Source organism: Thiorhodospira sibirica ATCC 700588, from assembly GCF_000227725.2.
GTDB classification, from domain to species: domain Bacteria; phylum Pseudomonadota; class Gammaproteobacteria; order Ectothiorhodospirales; family Ectothiorhodospiraceae; genus Thiorhodospira; species Thiorhodospira sibirica.
In genome coordinates this window covers 1,642,893-1,660,899 of the sequence record NZ_MU255056.1, presented here as the reverse complement: position 1 = coordinate 1,660,899, position 18,007 = coordinate 1,642,893, and the positions used below count along the sequence as shown (strand labels likewise).

Annotated in this window: 16 protein-coding genes and 1 pseudogene; 5 read left to right on the top strand and 12 right to left on the bottom strand. The window is 55.9% G+C overall.

Translation table 11 applies throughout. The features are described from left to right. Nucleotides 1–7: 7 nt before the first annotated feature. From THISIDRAFT_RS07915 to THISIDRAFT_RS07860, 12 genes are all read right to left on the bottom strand, one after another. Nucleotides 8–481, bottom strand: coding sequence for a Na+/H+ antiporter subunit E (locus tag THISIDRAFT_RS07915; RefSeq protein WP_006786611.1), 474 nt, complete (start codon nucleotides 479–481; stop codon nucleotides 8–10). Beyond that, entirely contained in the window at nucleotides 478–1,977 is a 1,500-nt protein-coding gene (locus THISIDRAFT_RS07910) for a Na+/H+ antiporter subunit D (protein ID WP_006786612.1), read from the bottom strand. The genes THISIDRAFT_RS07915 and THISIDRAFT_RS07910 overlap by 4 nt, the downstream gene beginning before the upstream one ends. Continuing rightward, on the bottom strand, nucleotides 1,974–2,321 hold the full coding sequence (locus tag THISIDRAFT_RS07905; RefSeq protein WP_040851587.1) for a Na+/H+ antiporter subunit C: 348 nt from the start codon (nucleotides 2,319–2,321) through the stop codon (nucleotides 1,974–1,976). The genes THISIDRAFT_RS07910 and THISIDRAFT_RS07905 overlap by 4 nt, the downstream gene beginning before the upstream one ends. 48 nt (nucleotides 2,322–2,369) lie before the next feature. Continuing rightward, entirely contained in the window at nucleotides 2,370–2,804 is a 435-nt protein-coding gene (locus THISIDRAFT_RS07900; protein ID WP_006786614.1) for a Na+/H+ antiporter subunit B, read from the bottom strand. Continuing rightward, the gene (locus THISIDRAFT_RS07895) at nucleotides 2,805–5,117 is read right to left on the bottom strand and encodes a putative monovalent cation/H+ antiporter subunit A (RefSeq protein WP_006786615.1); all 2,313 of its coding nucleotides are present in this window, start codon (nucleotides 5,115–5,117) and stop codon (nucleotides 2,805–2,807) included. Nucleotides 5,118–5,348: 231 nt separating this feature from the next. Further along, complete coding sequence (gene pyrE, locus THISIDRAFT_RS07890) at nucleotides 5,349–5,990, bottom strand: orotate phosphoribosyltransferase (protein WP_006786616.1); 642 nt, start codon at nucleotides 5,988–5,990, stop codon at nucleotides 5,349–5,351. Between the two features lie 819 nt (nucleotides 5,991–6,809). Beyond that, nucleotides 6,810–7,700: a phosphoribosylaminoimidazolesuccinocarboxamide synthase gene (locus tag THISIDRAFT_RS07885; RefSeq protein ID WP_006786617.1), complete on the bottom strand. Its 891-nt coding sequence runs from the start codon at nucleotides 7,698–7,700 to the stop codon at nucleotides 6,810–6,812. An 80-nt stretch (nucleotides 7,701–7,780) separates the two neighbouring features. Next, nucleotides 7,781–8,467 (bottom strand): response regulator, encoded by a 687-nt coding sequence (locus THISIDRAFT_RS07880; protein WP_006786618.1) that lies wholly within the window; start codon nucleotides 8,465–8,467, stop codon nucleotides 7,781–7,783. 95 nt (nucleotides 8,468–8,562) lie between these two features. Then, nucleotides 8,563–8,820: an FmdB family zinc ribbon protein gene (locus THISIDRAFT_RS07875; protein ID WP_006786619.1), complete on the bottom strand. Its 258-nt coding sequence runs from the start codon at nucleotides 8,818–8,820 to the stop codon at nucleotides 8,563–8,565. Between the two features lie 122 nt (nucleotides 8,821–8,942). After that, nucleotides 8,943–9,437, bottom strand: a complete 495-nt coding sequence (locus THISIDRAFT_RS07870) for an RICIN domain-containing protein (protein ID WP_006786620.1) — start codon at nucleotides 9,435–9,437, stop codon at nucleotides 8,943–8,945. A gap of 266 nt (nucleotides 9,438–9,703) precedes the next feature. Then, nucleotides 9,704–9,958 (bottom strand): Txe/YoeB family addiction module toxin, encoded by a 255-nt coding sequence (locus tag THISIDRAFT_RS07865; RefSeq protein WP_006786621.1) that lies wholly within the window; start codon nucleotides 9,956–9,958, stop codon nucleotides 9,704–9,706. Further along, a complete protein-coding gene (locus THISIDRAFT_RS07860; RefSeq protein WP_006786622.1) occupies nucleotides 9,955–10,206 on the bottom strand; it encodes a type II toxin-antitoxin system Phd/YefM family antitoxin in 252 nt (83 codons plus the stop codon). Before THISIDRAFT_RS07860 ends, THISIDRAFT_RS07865 begins: the two co-directional genes overlap by 4 nt. 264 nt (nucleotides 10,207–10,470) lie before the next feature. Between THISIDRAFT_RS07860 and THISIDRAFT_RS07855 the strand changes: the two genes are divergently transcribed. The 5 genes and pseudogenes from THISIDRAFT_RS07855 to THISIDRAFT_RS07835 all read left to right on the top strand — a co-directional run. Next, nucleotides 10,471–12,648 (top strand): type I restriction-modification system subunit M, encoded by a 2,178-nt coding sequence (locus tag THISIDRAFT_RS07855; RefSeq protein ID WP_006786624.1) that lies wholly within the window; start codon nucleotides 10,471–10,473, stop codon nucleotides 12,646–12,648. Then, nucleotides 12,645–13,916, top strand: coding sequence for a restriction endonuclease subunit S (locus THISIDRAFT_RS07850; protein WP_006786625.1), 1,272 nt, complete (start codon nucleotides 12,645–12,647; stop codon nucleotides 13,914–13,916). Before THISIDRAFT_RS07855 ends, THISIDRAFT_RS07850 begins: the two co-directional genes overlap by 4 nt. Further along, nucleotides 13,913–14,524 (top strand): hypothetical protein, encoded by a 612-nt coding sequence (locus tag THISIDRAFT_RS07845; RefSeq protein WP_006786626.1) that lies wholly within the window; start codon nucleotides 13,913–13,915, stop codon nucleotides 14,522–14,524. The genes THISIDRAFT_RS07850 and THISIDRAFT_RS07845 overlap by 4 nt, the downstream gene beginning before the upstream one ends. A gap of 3 nt (nucleotides 14,525–14,527) precedes the next feature. Next, the gene (locus THISIDRAFT_RS07840; RefSeq protein WP_006786627.1) at nucleotides 14,528–17,605 is read left to right on the top strand and encodes a type I restriction endonuclease subunit R; all 3,078 of its coding nucleotides are present in this window, start codon (nucleotides 14,528–14,530) and stop codon (nucleotides 17,603–17,605) included. Between the two features lie 293 nt (nucleotides 17,606–17,898). Continuing rightward, nucleotides 17,899–18,007, top strand: a pseudogene (locus tag THISIDRAFT_RS07835) (transposase); the annotation flags it as partial.

Here is an 18,007-nt window from a genome sequence, read left to right as displayed (position 1 = left end):
CGGTTTCTCAACGCAAGATCTCCAGGACGCGGGATTCCAGATATTTTAGCTGGTGTTGCACGGCAGTCTCGTCATCCAGATACATCACATGGATATACAGCACCTTTTTATCATCTGAAACATCCAGGCTCAGGGTGCCCGGTGTCAGGGAAATCAGATTGGCCAGGATGGTAATCTCGCCATCAGTGCGGGCATCCAGGACAAAGGCAATCACGCCGGGGCGCATATAGTGGGTCGGCGTGAGCACATCATACGCCACCCGCAGATTGGAGACGATCAGCTCCTTGAGGAAAAAGCCCACAAAGCGGATGAACCGGGGGACCTTGTCGCGATAATGCGCAAACTCGGGTTTATCGCGCAGGGCAAAGCCCAGCAGCACATAGCCCAGGATAAAGCCGATCAGCAGGTTAACCCCGGTAAAACTGCCCGATAAGGCCACCCAGATAAAGGCCAGCAGGATATTCCACACCAGGGCAATCATGCCTCACCCCCAAGCACCGCCTCAATATAACCGCGTGGATCAAGCAGCTGGGCCGCAGCCTGTTCGGCCAGCACAAAGACCGGCTGCGCCCCCAGACCGATGAGCACCGTTAGCAGCGCCAGTCCGCCGATACTCAGATACAGCAAAGCATCGTTGCGCGTCCGCGGCTCCGGGGTTTTGCCAGCACTGGGCGGCGCGGCTTTCCAGAAGACCTCAGACCAGATCTTGACCATGGAATACAGGGTCAGCAGCCCCACCAGCAGCGCCACACCGACCAGCCACCAGGCTTGCGCCTCGATACCGGCGCGGATCAAAATGAACTTGGCAAAAAAGCCCGACAGCGGCGGCAATCCCGCCAGGGACAGCGCCGGAATCAGGAACAACAAGGCCAGCCAGGGATGACTGCGATACACCCCGCCCAGCTCACGCAATTCGTAACTGCCCTTGAGGCGATAGATCAAGCCACTGATAAAAAACAGATTTGCCTTCACAATAATGTGATGCATGATATAAAACACCCCGCCGATCAAGGCCAGCGGGGTAAACAGGGCCAGCCCCAAAATCATATAGCCGATCTGGCTGATGATATGAAACGACAAAATCCGCCGAAACTCATATTGAGCCGCTGCGCCCAACACCCCGGTGAGCATGGTCAGCCCGGCCATCCATAGCAGGACATTCTGGGTGAAGGGATCTTCCAGACTGAAAATCAGGGTAAACACCCGGAACAGGGCATACACCCCCACCTTGGTCAACAAGCCCGCGAACAGCGCCGAGACGGCGACCTGCGGCGTATGATAGGAAGCCGGTAGCCAGAAGAAAAAGGGAAAGGCCGCCGCCTTGATCCCAAAGGCCACCAAAAACAGCATCGCCACCACCTTGACCATGCCGGGGTCTTCCAGCTGGGCGATTTTATCTGCCAGGTCCGCCATGTTCAGGGTGCCGATCAAACCATACAGCAGGCCGATGGCGGATAAAAACAGCGCCGAGGACACCAGATTAAGGGTTACATATTTAATCGCCCCTTCCATCTGCGCCCGCTCCCCGCCCAGAATCAACAGGGCAAAGGAGGCCACCAGCATCACCTCAAACCACACATAGAGGTTGAAAATATCGCCGGTCAGAAAGGCCCCGTTAACCCCCGCCAGCAGCAGATGCATCAGGGGATAATAGCCAAAATGCTCATGGCGCTTGCCCAGGGTTGCCAGCGAATAAATCGCCGTGGCAAAGCCGGTAATGCCTGCCAGCACCACCATGATGGCACTGAGCAAATCGGCCACCAGCACAATCCCAAACGGGGCTGGCCAGTTGCCCATGTGCATCACCAGGTAGCCTTCCTGCCAGGTGGTATACAGCAATACCCAGGCACTGAGCATCATCACCCCGGTACCCACCACGCCGATACCGCGCTGCATCGCCCGCGAACGCCAAAAGGCCAGCGACAGCGCACCCGCCAGCAGTGGAATCAGAATCGGTAAGGCTACTTCCGGTCTCATGTATCAGTGTCCTTCATCTTGTCCATATCATCCACGCCGACCACTTCATAGGCCCGGTGAATCAGCACCACGGCAAAAGCCAGCACCCCAAAGCCGATGACAATGGCGGTGAGAATCAGGGCCTGAGCCAGCGGATCAGCCACTGCACCGGCGGGCTGCAAAGCCCCCAGCGGCACCAGCGGTGGGGCACCCCGCGACATATCCGCCAGGGTAAAAATCAACAGATTGGCGGCATTGGACAACAACACCAGGCCGATCACCAATTTGACAATGGAGCGGCGCAGGATCATATAAATCGCGGCGGCATACAAACCACCGACGACAAAAGCCATCAAGGTTTCCATCAGTATTTACACCAGTTTAAAGCGGCATCAAGATGATGCCGCCACATCTTAATGCCTGGCATCATCGGCATCGGCCAGGGCTAACAACACCGTCAGCACCGAGCCGATCACCACCATATACACGCCGATATCAAACAATAATACCGTGCTGAGTTTCACCTCGCCGAGCGCCGGAAGCTCCAGCGTGAGCCATTGCGCGGTAAAAAAAGGCTGATGCCAAAAAACCGCCGGTACCCCGGAAAGCACTGCCAAGGTCAGCCCCCAGCCCAGCAACTCACGCGGGTCGATATGCAGCACCTGCCGGGCCGCCTTGACATCCATGGAAAACAGATACAAGGCAATCGCGGCCGAGGCGACCAGACCACCGATAAAACCGCCGCCCGGCTCATTGTGGCCGCGCAGCAGCAAAAAGATCGAAAACAGCAACAGCAGCGGCAACAGAAAATGACTGGCCGAGCGTAAAATCAATGAATACATCGGCATTTATGATTCTCCTTTCTTCAGACGGTCAGCGCGCAGCTTGATCATCGCATAGACCCCTACTGCCGCCAGTGCCAGCACAAAGATCTCGCCCAGGGTATCCAGCGCCCGGAAATCCACCAAAATCACATTCACAATATTGCGCCCATAGCCTTCCGGTTGACTGTTTTCGATGAAATAGCTGGAAATGCTGTCAAAATAGTGGGTGGAAATGGTACTGAGCATCAGCAGCGTGATGGTGCCACCCACGGTCAGGGCAATCAGCGCATCACGCACCCGCAAGGCGGTTGAGGTCAGCCCCAGGAAGCGCGGCAGACGAAACAGCACCAAAACCAGCAAAATTACCGTCAGAGTTTCCACCAGAATCTGGGTGATGCCCACATCCGGTGCGCTAAACAGCACATAAATCAAGGCCACCCCGAAACCCACCGCCCCCAGTGAGGCCACCGCGCCCAGGCGCGAGCGCGTGGTCACGGCCATCACCGTCGCTGCCAGCAATACTGCCAGAATCACATACTCGTGCAGCATCACCCCGCTCAGATCAAAATAAAACTGCACCGCACTGGCATTGAGCGCCAGCGCCGCCAGCAATAGCACCACCGTGCTCAACAGCGTCGCCATCAGGTAATAGCGCAGATAACCATTTTGCAGTAGCGCGGTCTGCCAATGGGCCACCCGCACCATCGCCTGCATGGCCGCTTCGTATCCCCGCTCCGGGCCAAAGCGCACCCACTGATCCAGCAGCGCGGTTTGCGCCCGTAGTTGATCCCAGTAGCGATACACCAGCAAACCCAGGACCAAACTCAGCACACTCATCAACAAGGGGAGATTAAAGCCGTGCCACAAGGCCAGCGGCAGGCTGATCGGCTGGCCATACACGCTGCTGGCCGCAGGTTCTAGCAAGCCGTAGGCAATCACCCAGGGAAACAGGCCAAAAAACACCCCGAGCAGCGCCAGCACCGCCGGGCCTAACAACATCGCCGGCGGGGCCTCATGCGCCGGAATCGGGGTTTGGACCGGTGCCCCATACCAGGGGCGAATGCCAACGATCGCCGCCACAGCGACCACCAAAATTGCCGCCGACCACGCGGCAAAGGCAAATAACCAGGCCCAGCGCGGGGCCTGCAAGGTGGCCTCAAACAAAAGCTCTTTGGCGATAAAGCCAAACAGCGGTAACACCCCGGCCAGCGACAACGCCGCCAGGGCCGCAATCAGGGTACTGATCGGCATGGCCCGGCGCAGCCCGCCGGTTTGCAGAAAATCCTTGCAGCCTGCACCATGATCCAGCACCCCGGCGAGCAAAAACAGCGCCGCTTTATACAGGGCATGGGCGAGTAAAAATACCATCGCCGCCAGAATCGCTTTCTCGGTACCCAAGCCGATGAGCATGGTCATGGTTCCCAGGGCCATCACCGTGGAATAAGCCAGCACCCGCTTGATGCCGGTACTGCGCACCGCCATGACAATACCGGTGAGCATGGTGATGGCGCCAAATACCCCCAGCAAAAACAGCCAGGTCTGCGTCCCCCCCAGCCCCGGATAACAGCGCGCCAGCAGATACACCCCGGCCTTGACCATCGTGGCAGAATGCAGATACGCCGACACCGGGGTTGGCGCCGCCATGGCATTGGGCAACCAGAAATGAAACGGCACCTGCGCAGATTTGGTAAACGCCCCCAGCACAATCAGCAACACTATCGGCAAATACCACGGATGTGCCTGCAGCCACTCGCCTTGGGTCAAAATCTCGGATAACTCATAGCTACCGGCCACCATCCCCAGCATCACCAGGCCCGCCAGCAGGGCAAGCCCGCCGCCCACCGTGACAAACAAGCCCTGCAAGGCGGCCTTGCGCGCATCCTCATCCTCATGATTAAAGCCAATCAGCAGATAGGAGGTAATGCTGGTGAGCTCCCAAAACACAAACAGGGCAATGAGGTTATTGGACAATACCAGCCCCAGCATCGAGGCCATAAAGGCCAGAATCAGCACATAAAAGCGCGCCAGATCACGATGCGACTCCAGATAGCGCCCGGCATAGCTGATGATGAAAAAGCCAATCCCGCTGATCAGCATCGCAAACAACAGGCTCAGACCGTCCACCAGAAACGACAGACGAATCTCCAGCCCCGGCACCCACGGATAGTCAATCACCAGCGGGCCGTTTTGCTGAATTTCGGGCAAAAAACTGCCGAAATACATAAACAGCCCCAGCGGCAAGGCCCCCAGCGCCCAACCGCTATGACGGCCAAACAGGCGGTGCAACCAAGGCGCCACTGTGGCCAGCAAAAAACCCGATAACACAGCAAACAGCATCACGATGCCTTCCCAGCAGATTGAATAAATGAACCGTTAAGAATGTTTGACTCGGCGTTAAGCTAAAAACGACCACAAAAAAAAAGCAAAGGTTCCCAACATCTCCCGGCTTGCTCCTAGGAGTATGGAAATAATTCCTTATTTATCATTACCTTGGCGTTAAACGGATATGTGGCGCGATCTTTACTGAAGGCATGAACGTCCGGAATTTTGGCGCTAAGCATAGCGGTGTTAAACACCATATTGCCGTCGATAGGCGCGCATGGCGTCCAAATGCGGAGCCATTTCATCCTGTTGGGCGAGAAATGCGATTAAATCACTCAGGCTTGCAAGCGACCACACAGACAGACCCAGACTTTGCTCCACTTCCTGAATGGCAGAGCGCTCGCCCTGACCGCGTTCCTGGCGATCCAGGGCAATCAAGACCCCGACCGGGGTTGCCCCAGCGGCCTGGATAATGTCCACCGCCTCGCGGATGGCGGTACCAGCCGTGATAACATCATCGACAATCAACACCCGCCCGCTTAACGGCGCACCCACCAGCTGCCCACCTTCGCCGTGGTCTTTGGCCTCTTTACGGTTAAAACAATAAGGCAAATCCAGGCCATGCTGATCGGCCAAGGCCACGGCAGTGGCTGCAACCAGTGGAATGCCTTTATAGGCCGGGCCAAACAGGGTATCCACCTTAATCTCGTTGTGGATGAAGCCATTGGCATAAAAACGCCCCAGACAGGCCAGATCCGCGCCGGTATTAAACAGGCCCGCATTGAAAAAATACGGGCTGATGCGTCCCGACTTAAGGGTAAACTCACCAAAGCGCAACACGCCCCGGCGCAGACAAAATTGTAAAAATTCGTTGGAGGGATGGCTCATTGTGTATATCCAAATCAATAAGTGATTGATGCTAAATGAAGGTCTGTATCGAATCAAGGGCACGCCCAGTACCTGCTTTCATGTACGGCTTGCCCGTTGATACGATGCGCAGGCAGAGATTATCCGACATTGAGGACAATGACAGCACGCTTACATCAAGAGCAAAAAAAAGTTCTTGATTTTTCTTCATTGTTTATAAGGATTCTCTATTGTAGATAGGTTATCTACAAGCGCGAAGGTTTCGCGTTCCCTGGTCGGGGTCGAAGTCGAATCGCAAAGTTGTTCTCTGTTCAGGATGAACGCCGAGGCCACTTTTATGGCGCAAGCTGGGTTTCGACGGCTGAAACCGCCCATGTTGCCGGTGTTGACCGGCCATTCGGTTGGGACTGCTCAACCAGGACTCCAGTTGCTCGCCCGCAAGGGTGTTATCAACGGAGAGCGAAGTGCCTAAAAATCGCATAAGCAACTTTGTTTAGGTTTTTAGGAGCAGATTGACTGCAGGATTCTGGACAGGAAAGGCAAAACATTACCCAGGAGGCGTTAATCATCAAGCCAGCCCCCAGCCCGATGACAGCAGAAACAAGACACAATAGCGCGTGGTAGTTCCTTGCCAGCCGCTCATCGCGCGTGGCGATTCGCCTGAACGGTTTGATGTTCTGAAAGAATCTTTCTACCAGATGGCGATCTTTGTGCCGCTCTAAAAAAGCGACGGCTAGAAGCCGCCGCTACGTTGTGCCGCTCGGGTGGGTGGCGTTTCATGCTGCGGAGCTGGTGCGTGGCGCTCCCAAGTGGCGGCATCTGCAAGATGCCACGACGTTTTTATGCCTGCTGGGTTAGGCGCTGCAAGGCCTCGTGATAGCGCTGTGCGGTTTGGGTCACGATGTCTGGGGGGAGTTGTGGGCCGGGGGCTTTTTTGTCCCAGTTCAAGGTGTCGAGGTAATCGCGTACATATTGCTTGTCAAAAGATGGCGGATTTTCCCCCGCACGGTATTGATCCACCGGCCAGAAGCGTGAGGAATCGGGGGTCAGCGCCTCGTCAATGAGGTGCAGGGTGCCGTCTGCATCCAGGCCAAATTCAAATTTGGTGTCTGCGATGATGATGCCTCGGGTCAGGGCGTAGGCGGCTGCTTCGTGGTAGAGACGCAGGGCCATGTCCTTGACCTGATGCGCCAGCGCTTCACCGAGTAATGTCACGGTTTGGGCAAAGTCGATATTTTCATCGTGGCGGCCTACCGCAGCTTTGGTGGAGGGTGTGTAGATCGCTTCGGGTAATTTTTCCGCCAATGTTAAGCCTGCTGGCAAGGCAATGCCGCACACAGACCCCGTGCGTTGATAATCTTTCCAGCCTGAGCCGATCAGATAGCCCCGGACCACCGCTTCAACCGGCAGGGCCTTGAGGCGTTTCACCACCAATGCACGCGAGGCAATGGCGGTCATTTCCTCGGGGCTTAGGCCAAGGGTGGCAAGGTCATCAAGCAGCAGATGATGCGGAATGAGAGAGGCGAGGCGCTCAAACCAAAAGCGTGAGATGCGCGTCAGGACGGCGCCTTTCTCGGGAATCGGTGTGGGCAGGATGACATCAAAGGCCGACAGGCGATCGGTGGTAACCATCAGCAGGCGCTGAGCATCCACCGCATAAATATCTCTGACCTTTCCGCGATGTAACAAAGACAGGCTGCTGAGTTGGCTTTCAAATAGGGCAGAGGACATAATTAAGGAACCTGGAATATCATGGGAGCGCGGAGCTCCAGCTCCGCATAAAACGTGGCGGCAGCTTCCAGCCGTCGCTTTCAGTGCGGCGCTTCGTAACGATAGCCCACCCCGTAAACCGAATGTATATGATCTTCATCCGGTGTCAAGGTCGCCAGTTTACGGCGCAGTTTTTTGATATGGCTGTCGATGGTACGGTGCGACACAATCCGCTCGTCGCGGTAGATACGATCCATCAAGGCATCGCGTGAAAAAATTCGGCCGGGGGCATGATACAGGGTTTGCAGGAGGGCAAATTCCACCGAGGTCAGCTCAATTTCCCCCACCGGGCTGCTGACGCGCAGCCGGGCTTCATCAAGCCGCAGCGGGCCTTCCGGGGTGTCTTGTACGGGGGTTGCACTGCGTCGCAGGACCGCACTCACGCGGGCGACGACCTCGCGAGGACTGTAGGGTTTGCAGATGTAATCATCCGCGCCCAGTTCAAGCCCCAGTACGCGGTCGATTTCTTCGACCCGCGCCGTGGTCATGATGATCGGCACCTGACTGAAGCTGCGGATTTCGCGGCAAATGTCCATGCCATCACGTCCGGGTAACATCAAGTCCAGCAAGACCAGCACCGGCGCGTGCTGCTGCACCCAGCTCACCACCTCGCGCCCATCGCCCAGCCAATGCGCCACAAAGCCTGCCCGTTCGAGATAGTCAAGCAGGATGCGCGCAAGTTTTTCTTCATCCTCGACCACCAACACGGTGCCGCTATACTGCTCCATGCGCTCCACTCACCTTGGATAGGTGCAAACAAAATCAGGCAGCGCGTGGCTGCCTGATTTCATCTCGCCGGGTGATACGCGGGGCCTGGATCCGCTTAGCCCAGACCACACATGCCACCGGCACAATTCCCCATCGCGCACGGTGACATGGGTTCACTCGCCCCTTTGCTGCTGTGACTGATCACATTGCCGCCGGTCGCCAAACGGGTGACCGGGGTATCAAGCGGCGTATTGCCCGGTTCAATCCCGGCTTTGGTGCATAACTCGCCCCAGGTAGCGATCTGATCATTCATGCGGTGCATCACTTCAACGATGTGGCCATTGCTTTCACAGCGATAATCATAGGTAGGCATATTGGCAGAGGTTTCCAACCGTGAGTTAAACAGGATGTGGGGCAGATTATACCTGTATCTGGGCCATGATGGGGACTGGATGCGCCCAATTCAAGCGGGCGTCAAACGGGGGCGAAGCGCCCTCAAGGCTGCCAGAGTTGCGCGCCGTTGCCATTACACGCGGCAATCCCGACATTGGTCCCAGGCTTGCTCGCATCACCGTGTGCACTGAGGCACTGTCCACTGGCCTTGTGGGTCATCTGTCCATTGGTGCCCAGCGTCCAGATAAAGGGATCCCCTTCACCACAGGCACCGGCGATGGCATTCTCTCCTTGCACCGTCATGCAGGCACCGCTTTGATTGCGAAAGCGACTGTGTTCATCAAAGCGCCAGCGCTGATGCGCCGAGTCATTGCAGGGTTGCAAGACCACATTGGCCGGAAAGTTCTGCAAATCCCCCTCAAGGTGCAGACATTGACCGCCGAGCCGGTATGGCCGTTCGGTATGCAATTGATTGGCGATTTTCAAACCTTCTTCCTGCATGGAGCGCAGGGCGTCCGGATTGAATTTAATCGCCTGCGCGCTCGATGCCAACACTAACATGGCGGCCAGGGCAGAATAAAACAGAGTGTTTTTCATAACGCCTCCTAACAAAGATCAAGGGTGACAGGGATTGCCTATATGCTTTTGCCGTACTGCACTGAAGCACTGCGTGCTAAGCCTTGAAATCAAGCCTAGCACGCCCAAGCTGAAAGCAACATGAATGGGGCTATAAATATACAGCCGAGGACTTTTGCTTCTTTGCTTGAACAGAAATAGCCTGCCCATATTGCACATAACAAGCGGTTACACATGGATTGCAATTTCGCTACACTCAATCGCAAGCAGTGAACCTCAACGTTAAATCAGTAGTGATACCGGAACTGGGCAAGGAGCAATGCGTCATCCGTCACCTTGTAGACCATGCGGTGTTCGTCGTTAATTCGGCGGGACCAGTAACCAGCGACACTGTATTTGAGGGGCTCCGGTTTGCCGACGCCCGCGAACGGTTCTCGTTTCGTCTCCTTGATCAGCTTGTTGATTCGGTTCAGGAGCTTTTTGTCGGTTTTCTGCCAGTACAGATAATTTTCCCAGGCGTTTGCGGAGAAGATGAGTTTCATTCAAGCAGTTCTTTTTCTTGGCCGCCGCCTTGCTCCAGCTCGGCAACGGATTCCAGCAAACGACGGGCGTTCTTTGGTGCGCGCAGGAGATATGCAGTCTCTTGCAACGCCTCATAATCTTCAAGAGAGATCATTACCACGGACGGCGACTTGCTCCGGGTGATGATCACCGGAGAATGGTCTTCGCAGACCTGTTCCATAGTTTTTGCCAGGTTGCTTCTAGCGGCTGTGTAGCTGATGGCATCCATAGGGGCGCTCCTGTACAAGATGTTTATCATGTACAGAATAACGTACAATTAAGAGTTTAACAATCGGCTGCACAGCGAACGATTTTCCGCTGCTTGGCAGCTCCAAACCGGCGCGTGAGCCGGACGTTAGCGCGCCACGCAAAGCTTGGCGCATCTGGTTGGTTGACACCCTCCCCACGGCTTTAGCCGTGGGCTTCTCGCGCATCACTGGTGAGAATTTTATCTACAGAAACGCGCACGAATATCAAAAGGAAAACCACCTAAATGAACTTGCAGTTGCACGACCAACTCAAAAGCCACATCTGGGAAATAGCCAACCGTCTTCGCGGCCCTTACCGCCCCCCTCAGTACCGCTTGGTCATGCTGCCTATAGTTGTGCTACGACGACTGGATTGTGTGTTGGAGCCCACCAAAGACGCGGTGCTGAAGCAATACGAGAAGCTGTCTGCTCAAGGTATGCCGGAAAATGCCATGGATAAGCTGCTGGGCAAGGCAGCCGACCCGAATCGCACCCATCCTCTCTATAACACCAGTCCGTTTACCTTCGAGAAGTTGCTGGGTGACTCGGAGAACATCGCGCCCAACCTGGTAGCCTATATTAATGGCTTCTCGCCTACGGCCCGAGCCATCTTTGAGCGCTTTAAGTTCACCGACCAGATCGAAAAGCTCGATGCCAGCAACCGCCTGTTCACCATCGTCAAGGCGATGGCCGAAGTAGATCTGCACCCAGACCGCATCGACAACTTGCAAATGGGTTACCTCTTCGAGCATCTGGTAATGCGCTTCAATGAGCAGGCCAACGAAGAGGCCGGGGACCATTTTACCCCGCGCGAGGTTATCCGTCTGATGGCCAATCTGGTCTACACCGGCGAGCATGATGTTTACACACCGGGCATCTACCGCACCATTTATGACCCGGCCTGCGGCACCGGCGGCATGCTGTCGGAATCGGAGAAGTTCATTCTCGACCAGAACAGTCAGGCCAATCTGGCGCTGTTCGGGCAGGAATACAACGACGAGTCCTGGGCTATCTGCTGTTCAGACATGCTGATCAAAGACGAGGACACCAGCAGCATAGTACTGGGTGACACCCTGGGCGATGGCAAAACCCGCGACGGCTTCGAGGGCAAGCAGTTCCACTACCTGCTGGCCAACCCGCCCTTTGGCGTGGAGTGGAAAGACCAGAAAACAGTCGTCGAGAAAGAACACAAGGAGATGGGGTTTGCCGGGCGTTTCGGTGCCGGACTGCCCGCCATCAACGATGGCTCCCTGCTGTTCCTGCAGCACATGATCGCCAAGATGCACCCCTACAAGGAAGGGGATGACGACGCCGTCGGCTCTAAGATCGCCATCGTTTTCAACGGTTCGCCGCTGTTTTCCGGTGATGCCGGTTCCGGGCCGTCGAATATCCGCCGTTGGATCATCGAGAACGACTGGCTCGATGCCATTGTCGCGCTGCCCGATCAGCTTTTCTACAACACCGGCATCTTCACCTATGTCTGGCTGGTGACCAACCGCAAGGCCCCGGAGCGGCGCGGCAAGGTGCAACTGATCGACGGCACGCGCTTTTCCCAGCGCATGAAGAAATGCCTCAACAACAAGCGTAACGAGATCACCGAAGACCAGATCCGTTATCTCACCCGCCTCTATGGCAACTACCAGGACGGTGAAACCGCTGATGTAAGAATCAACGGCGACACCGAAACCCGCGTGGTCTCCCGCATTTTCGAGAACCGCGAGTTCGGCTTTCTCAAGGTGACGGTGGAGCGCCCCCTGCGTATGAACTTCGAAGCCACGCCCGAGCGCATCGCCCGGCTGGATGAACAGACCGCCTTTGCCAACCTGGCCACGTCGAAAAAGCGCAAGAATGAGGCTGCGGCTGCCAAAGAGATCGCAGAAGGGCAACAACAGCAAGAGGCTATTCGTACCTTATTGGCCAGCCTGGCGCCCAAGGGGCAGTTCATCGACCGCGCCGTTTTCGAAGCGGAGCTGAACGCCGCTGCCAAAGCCGCTGGCCTCAAGCTCCCGGCACCGATCAAAAAGGCCATCTTCAACGCCCTGGGCGAACGCGACCCCAACGCGGAAATCTGCCGCGACAGCAAGGGCAGGCCGGAGCCGGACAGCGAATTGCGCGACACCGAGAACATCCCCTTGCCCGAGGGTACCCAACTGCCCCTGCCCATGCAGTTTGGCCCGGACAAGCCTAATGAGGAGCTGGTGGCCGCCTTTAGGGACGATATAGACGCCTATATGGCCCGCGAGGTGCTGCCCCATGTGCCCGATGCCTGGGTGGACTACAGCAAAACGAAGGTGGGTTATGAAATCCCTATCAACCGGCACTTCTACGTCTACAAGCCACCGCGCCCGCTGGAGGAGATCGAACAGGAGATTACCGAACTGGAAGGGGAGATTGCCGGGCTGTTGAAGGGGTTGGTGGGATGATTCCAAACTACTCAGGCTCGCTACGTTATTTCGGACGAATTAAGAATGGAACTACGCCGGCTAGTGGTGAAGCCGAATACTGGGATGGTGACGTAAGATGGGCGACGCCAGAAGACTTAGGCAAACTAGTGGGCGATAGAATCGCTCTCACAAAACGCCAAGTTACTGAAAAAGCGGTAATAGAAAACAATTTAAACATCTTGCCAGTTGGGTCGGTCCTGATCTCAACTCGGGCACCCATCGGTCATATGGCCATCACTGCTGAACCAATGACCTTTAATCAAGGTTGTCGTGGAATTATCCCAAATGAGCGCGTTGACGGAGCATTTCTATACTATCTGCTCAAATCTCGTGTCCCTGAACTGAATGCAGTTGCTAACGGAACAACATTCGTTGAACTCTCTCGGGATGAGCTCGCGGCGATTCAGGTAAGCTTCCCACCCCTCAAAACCCAACGCCGCATCGCGCAGTTTCTGGATGAAAAGACCGCCCGCATCGACGGTCTGATCGAGAAAAAGCGCGCCCTGCTGGACCGGCTGGCGGAAAAGCGCCAGGCCCTGATCACCCGAGCCGTCACCAAGGGCCTCAACCCCGACGCCCCCATGAAGCCCTCCGGCATCAACTGGCTGGGGGATATTCCGGCGCATTGGGAGGTGAAGCGTTTACGATTCCTATTAGACGGGGGGACCATCAATGGACTGTACAAACCGAAGGATCAGTTTGCCGTCGATGGCGTTGCTTTCGTGCAAATGGGGGAAGCCTTCAGGGGAGTCACTTTTGATGGCGGCACAAACGACAGGGTATTGGCTTCTACGTCAGAAGTTGAGAAGTGGGGGCTAAAAGAAGGAGATTTTCTAATTGCTCGCAGATCTTTGGTTTTCGAAGGCTCAGGGAAGTCAGTAAGAATTAGCCATCTTTCAGAGGATCATTTGTTTGAAAGTTCGATGATTAGGATTAGACCTTTGCACGCCGAAAAGATCTCTGGCTTCTTATCGTATTATTTCCAATCGGCTATTTGTCGAGCTGTAATTCTTTCGATTACCAAGCAGGTAACGATAAGTGGCATAGATAGTCAGCAGCTAAGGGATATTTGGGTTCCAGTGCCGCCGTTAGATGAAACATCGGCAATTTGGAAGGTGTGCATACAGTCGGACAACGAGCACGAAGCAGTAGGCGAAAGAATTCGGGAGTCAATAAATCAATTAGAAAAGTACCGCTCGGCCCTAATCACCGCCGCCGTCACGGGCCAAATCGGAGGGCTGCAATGACGTTAGCGGCCTCCACCTTCTTTGAGCACCTAAAGGCCTATGTAAACAGCGAGTATGTCGTTCATGATGGTTCGGATGGTAAGGTCATTCTGAGTGAGAAGTACTTTCGGTCAGAAGACACCAAGCCCCAGAAACGCAATATCGAACTGTTATTGCCGGGCTCCGGCATGGCCTTCAAGCTTGACCATGATGACTTCGAGACGGCAAAGCGGAAGAACAAACCAGCGCTATTTCACTTTCTGGACGATACCGCAAAGCCGTGGTCCAAGCGCTGCGATTTCGTTATTTTCTATGTTAGGGGACAACGGTTCTGCGCCGATTGTATTGAGTTCAAGTCCAAGAGCCTGACCGCGGAGAAGATCGTGCCGCAGCTCAAGGCAGGTGCCTGCTGGGTCCACAGCCTCAAGCGCACTATCGAGCATTACACGGGTGACAAGCGCAAGGTCCATCTGCGCAAGTTCGTTTTCGCCGAGAACGATAATCCGGATGCCTATCTTGAACCCAATCGGCAACTGCGCGCTGCCCCATCCATTCGCTATTACCATTTTGATGAGGTGCATGGCCAGGCGCTGGCCGAGTTGCAGAACACCTCGGTACAGGAGATTTGATCCATGGGTGGCCATTCCGAACTCGCCTTTGAAACCGCCATCGAAGCCGGCCTGACCAGCGTGGGCGGCTACGACAGGCGCGAAGCGACTGGTTATGACGAAACGCTGGCGCTGTTCCCCGAGGATGTGATCGGCTTTCTGCAGGACAGCCAAGCGGCCAAATGGGGCCAACTGGAAGCCTTGCTGGGTGACAAAACCCGAGCGACAGTATTGGACAGTCTCGCCAAGGAGCTGGAGATCAAGGGCACGTTGCATGTGCTGCGCTATGGTTTCAAGTGCTACGGCAAGACCTTCCGACTGGCGCACTTTCGCCCCAATTCCGGCATGAACCCGGAGGCGGCAGCCGCCTACGCGCTGAACCGCTTGACCGTCACCCGGCAAGTTGCCTTCACCTCTGTGATGAAGAAGGCCGATGGCAAGAATCGCCGCTGCATTATCGATGTCACCCTGAGCCTGAACGGCTTGCCGGTGGTCACCGCCGAATTGAAAAACCAGCTCACCGGCCAGCGAGCGGCTGATGCCGTCAAGCAGTACAAGCAGGACCGCGATGAACGCGATCTGCTATTTGCCTTCAAAAAGCGCGCCCTGGTGCATTTTGCCGTGGATCCGGACGAGGCTTGGATGACCACGCGCCTGAAGGGCAAGGATACCGTCTTCCTGCCCTTCAACCGTGGGCATGATCATGGCGCGGGCAACCCGCCGGTGGAGAACAACTGGAAAACCCACTACCTGTGGGATGATGTGCTGGCCAAAGACAGCCTCATGGATATCCTGCAACGCTTCATGCACCTGGAGGTGAAGGAGCGGCAGGTCAAGACCGACAAGGGTGCGCGCACCGTGCGCAAGGAGACCATGATATTTCCCCGTTATCACCAGCTCGATGCGGTGCGCAAGCTGGTTGATCATGCGCGCGCTCATGGCTCGGGGCACAACTATCTGGTGCAGCACTCGGCGGGGTCGGGGAAATCCAATTCCATCGCTTGGCTGGCGCACCGGCTGGCCAGCCTGCACGACGCGGAAGACCAGAAGGTCTTTCACTCGGTGGTGGTGGTAACGGATCGCCGCGTGCTGGACCAGCAGTTGCAGAACACTATCTACCAGTTCGAGCACAAGACCGGGGTGGTGGAGAAGATCGACGAGAACACCCAGCAACTGGCTCAGGCGCTGTCTGGCGGCACGCCAATTATCATCACCACCTTGCAGAAGTTTCCCTTCATCTCTCAGGCGCTTTCCACGCTGGAGAAAAAGGGCTCAGGCGTGAAGATCAGCACCGCTGGCAAGCGTTTCGCTGTGATTGTGGATGAAGCGCATTCCTCCCAAAGTGGCGAGACGGCCTCCGAGTTGCGGGGCATGCTGAACAAGGATGGCATCGAGGCGGCGATTGCCGCCCAGTTGTCGGATGAAGAAGACGACGCGCTATCGGATGAGGCCAAGGCGGCGATCCTGCGGGATTCGCTGAAGCGGGCACGGCAGCCGAACCTTAGCTTTTTCGCTTTTACCGCCACGCCAAAATTCAAGACCAAGGCCCTGTTCGATGAGCCGGGCCCCTCCGGCAGCTCTCCGTTTCACGAGTACTCCATGCGTCAAGCCATCGAGGAAGGCTTCATCATGGATGTGCTGCAGAACTACATCACCTACAAGCGCTTTTTCGGTCTGATCAAGCAGGTGGAGAACGATCCGGATGTACCGCGCAAGAAGGCCGCCAAAGCCCTGAGTCGCTATCTGGAATTGCACCCGGTCAATATCGGGCAAGTGGTTTCGGTGATTGTCGAGCATTTCCGCTTGTATGTGATGAGCGAAATGGGCGGGCGCGCCAAGGCCATGGTAGTGACTGGCTCGCGGCTGGCTGCGGTGAAATACAAACTGGCCTTTGACCGCTATATCAAGGACAACGGCTATTGCGGCATCCGCTCGCTGGTCGCTTTTTCCGGTAGCGTTGAAGATCCAGACGACCCCGGTTCCGCTTACACCGAGGTCGCGATGAATGACGGCCTTGCCGAAAGTGAGCTGCCGGAAACCTTCGAGCGTGAGGATTACCGTGTGTTGCTGGTCGCGGAAAAATACCAGACCGGTTTCGACCAGCCGTTGTTGCAGACCATGTATGTGGTCAAACGGCTAGCGGGAGTACAGGCGGTGCAAACCTTGTCGCGCCTCAACCGTGTGGCCCCGGGCAAGGCCCGTACCTTCGTGCTGGACTTCGCCAACGAGGAAGACGATATCTATCAGGCCTTCAAGCCCTACTACGAGGCTACGCCTGTCGGCGAGAATGCCGATCCGCACCAGTTGTCCGAGCTGCAACACAAGCTGCTGGGTTGGGCCATATTTGCGCCCGATGATGTTAATGCCTTCGCAGAGGTGTGGTATCGGAGCAAACGGGATCACTCGGCTTCCGATCACCGAGTCATGAATGCGGTGCTTGATGCGGCGGTTGCGCGCTTCAGTGACAGGGAGGAAGCGGAACAGGAAGAGTTTCGTGGTCAGTTGACGGCTTACCGTAATCTCTACGCTTTTCTGTCGCAGATCATTCCGTATCAGGATAGCGAACTGGAAAAATTCTACGCCTTCGTTCGCAACCTGCTTTCCAAGCTTCCCCCGCCGGGCGATGGACAGGCCTTCGCGCTCGACGACGAAGTGGCCTTGCGCTATTTCCGCCTGCAACAGATGACGGAAGGTTCTATCGAACTGGGAACTGGCAAGGCCTACCCCCTGAAAGGTCCGACCGACGTTGGCACCAGTGCTGTACGGGAGGAGCCAGTGCCGCTGTCGTCACTGGTCGAAAAGCTCAACGAGCGCTTTGGCACAGACTTTACTGAAGCTGATCAACTGTTCTTCGACCAGATCACCGCAAGCGCAGAGGAAAATGAGAAAATCGTTGAAGCGGCAAGGGCAAACAACCTGCCAAACTTCTCCGCATTTCTGGAGCGCATGCTGGATGAGCTGTTCATTGACCGCATGGAAAACAACGAGGATATATTTTCGCGCGTGATGACCGATAAGGAGTTTCGTTCAGCAGCCCATGAACACCTTGCTGAGGAGATTTTCAAGCGAGTGCGTGAAGAAAAGCGCACCGGCGGCGGATAGGCGTTTTGGGATGCAGAAAGCCTATAATCGGATAGCCGGGGGGTTTTTCTCCCCCGGCCTCCACACCCCGCATGCGGGTCCGCACGGGGCGTTTCCTCCGGAGTTCAAAGGACCCCTCACGGGTTTGCCCTTGCCGTCGGCGAGCTTACACCTAGGTTTCTATTCGCTAACATTTACATACAAAACCTCCTAGAAAGTTCAGTTAGCAATAGGGTTTACATACGCTTTAGAGGCTGTTTGGAAATTAATCGCGTAATGGCTTAACCTACGATTTTTTCTAGGAAGTGGCCCACATGCCCCAGAAATGCAGCAAGAAGATTACGCAAAAAAACGCTACCCGAGTCACCTCAGCGACGGTGCCTGGAAGGCGATCAAGCCGCTGTTGCCGAGCGCCCCGGTCGG

Coding starts and splice junctions, on each gene's coding strand:
- THISIDRAFT_RS07915 (WP_006786611.1), bottom strand. CDS start 481: ATGATTGCCCTGGTGTGGAATATCCTGCTGGCCTTTATCTGGGTGGCC.
- THISIDRAFT_RS07910 (WP_006786612.1), bottom strand. CDS start 1,977: ATGAGACCGGAAGTAGCCTTACCGATTCTGATTCCACTGCTGGCGGGT.
- THISIDRAFT_RS07905 (WP_040851587.1), bottom strand. CDS start 2,321: ATGGAAACCTTGATGGCTTTTGTCGTCGGTGGTTTGTATGCCGCCGCG.
- THISIDRAFT_RS07900 (WP_006786614.1), bottom strand. CDS start 2,804: ATGCCGATGTATTCATTGATTTTACGCTCGGCCAGTCATTTTCTGTTG.
- THISIDRAFT_RS07895 (WP_006786615.1), bottom strand. CDS start 5,117: ATGCTGTTTGCTGTGTTATCGGGTTTTTTGCTGGCCACAGTGGCGCCT.
- pyrE (WP_006786616.1), bottom strand. CDS start 5,990: ATGAGCCATCCCTCCAACGAATTTTTACAATTTTGTCTGCGCCGGGGC.
- THISIDRAFT_RS07885 (WP_006786617.1), bottom strand. CDS start 7,700: ATGTCCTCTGCCCTATTTGAAAGCCAACTCAGCAGCCTGTCTTTGTTA.
- THISIDRAFT_RS07880 (WP_006786618.1), bottom strand. CDS start 8,467: ATGGAGCAGTATAGCGGCACCGTGTTGGTGGTCGAGGATGAAGAAAAA.
- THISIDRAFT_RS07875 (WP_006786619.1), bottom strand. CDS start 8,820: ATGCCTACCTATGATTATCGCTGTGAAAGCAATGGCCACATCGTTGAA.
- THISIDRAFT_RS07870 (WP_006786620.1), bottom strand. CDS start 9,437: ATGAAAAACACTCTGTTTTATTCTGCCCTGGCCGCCATGTTAGTGTTG.
- THISIDRAFT_RS07865 (WP_006786621.1), bottom strand. CDS start 9,958: ATGAAACTCATCTTCTCCGCAAACGCCTGGGAAAATTATCTGTACTGG.
- THISIDRAFT_RS07860 (WP_006786622.1), bottom strand. CDS start 10,206: ATGGATGCCATCAGCTACACAGCCGCTAGAAGCAACCTGGCAAAAACT.
- THISIDRAFT_RS07855 (WP_006786624.1), top strand. CDS start 10,471: ATGAACTTGCAGTTGCACGACCAACTCAAAAGCCACATCTGGGAAATA.
- THISIDRAFT_RS07850 (WP_006786625.1), top strand. CDS start 12,645: ATGATTCCAAACTACTCAGGCTCGCTACGTTATTTCGGACGAATTAAG.
- THISIDRAFT_RS07845 (WP_006786626.1), top strand. CDS start 13,913: ATGACGTTAGCGGCCTCCACCTTCTTTGAGCACCTAAAGGCCTATGTA.
- THISIDRAFT_RS07840 (WP_006786627.1), top strand. CDS start 14,528: ATGGGTGGCCATTCCGAACTCGCCTTTGAAACCGCCATCGAAGCCGGC.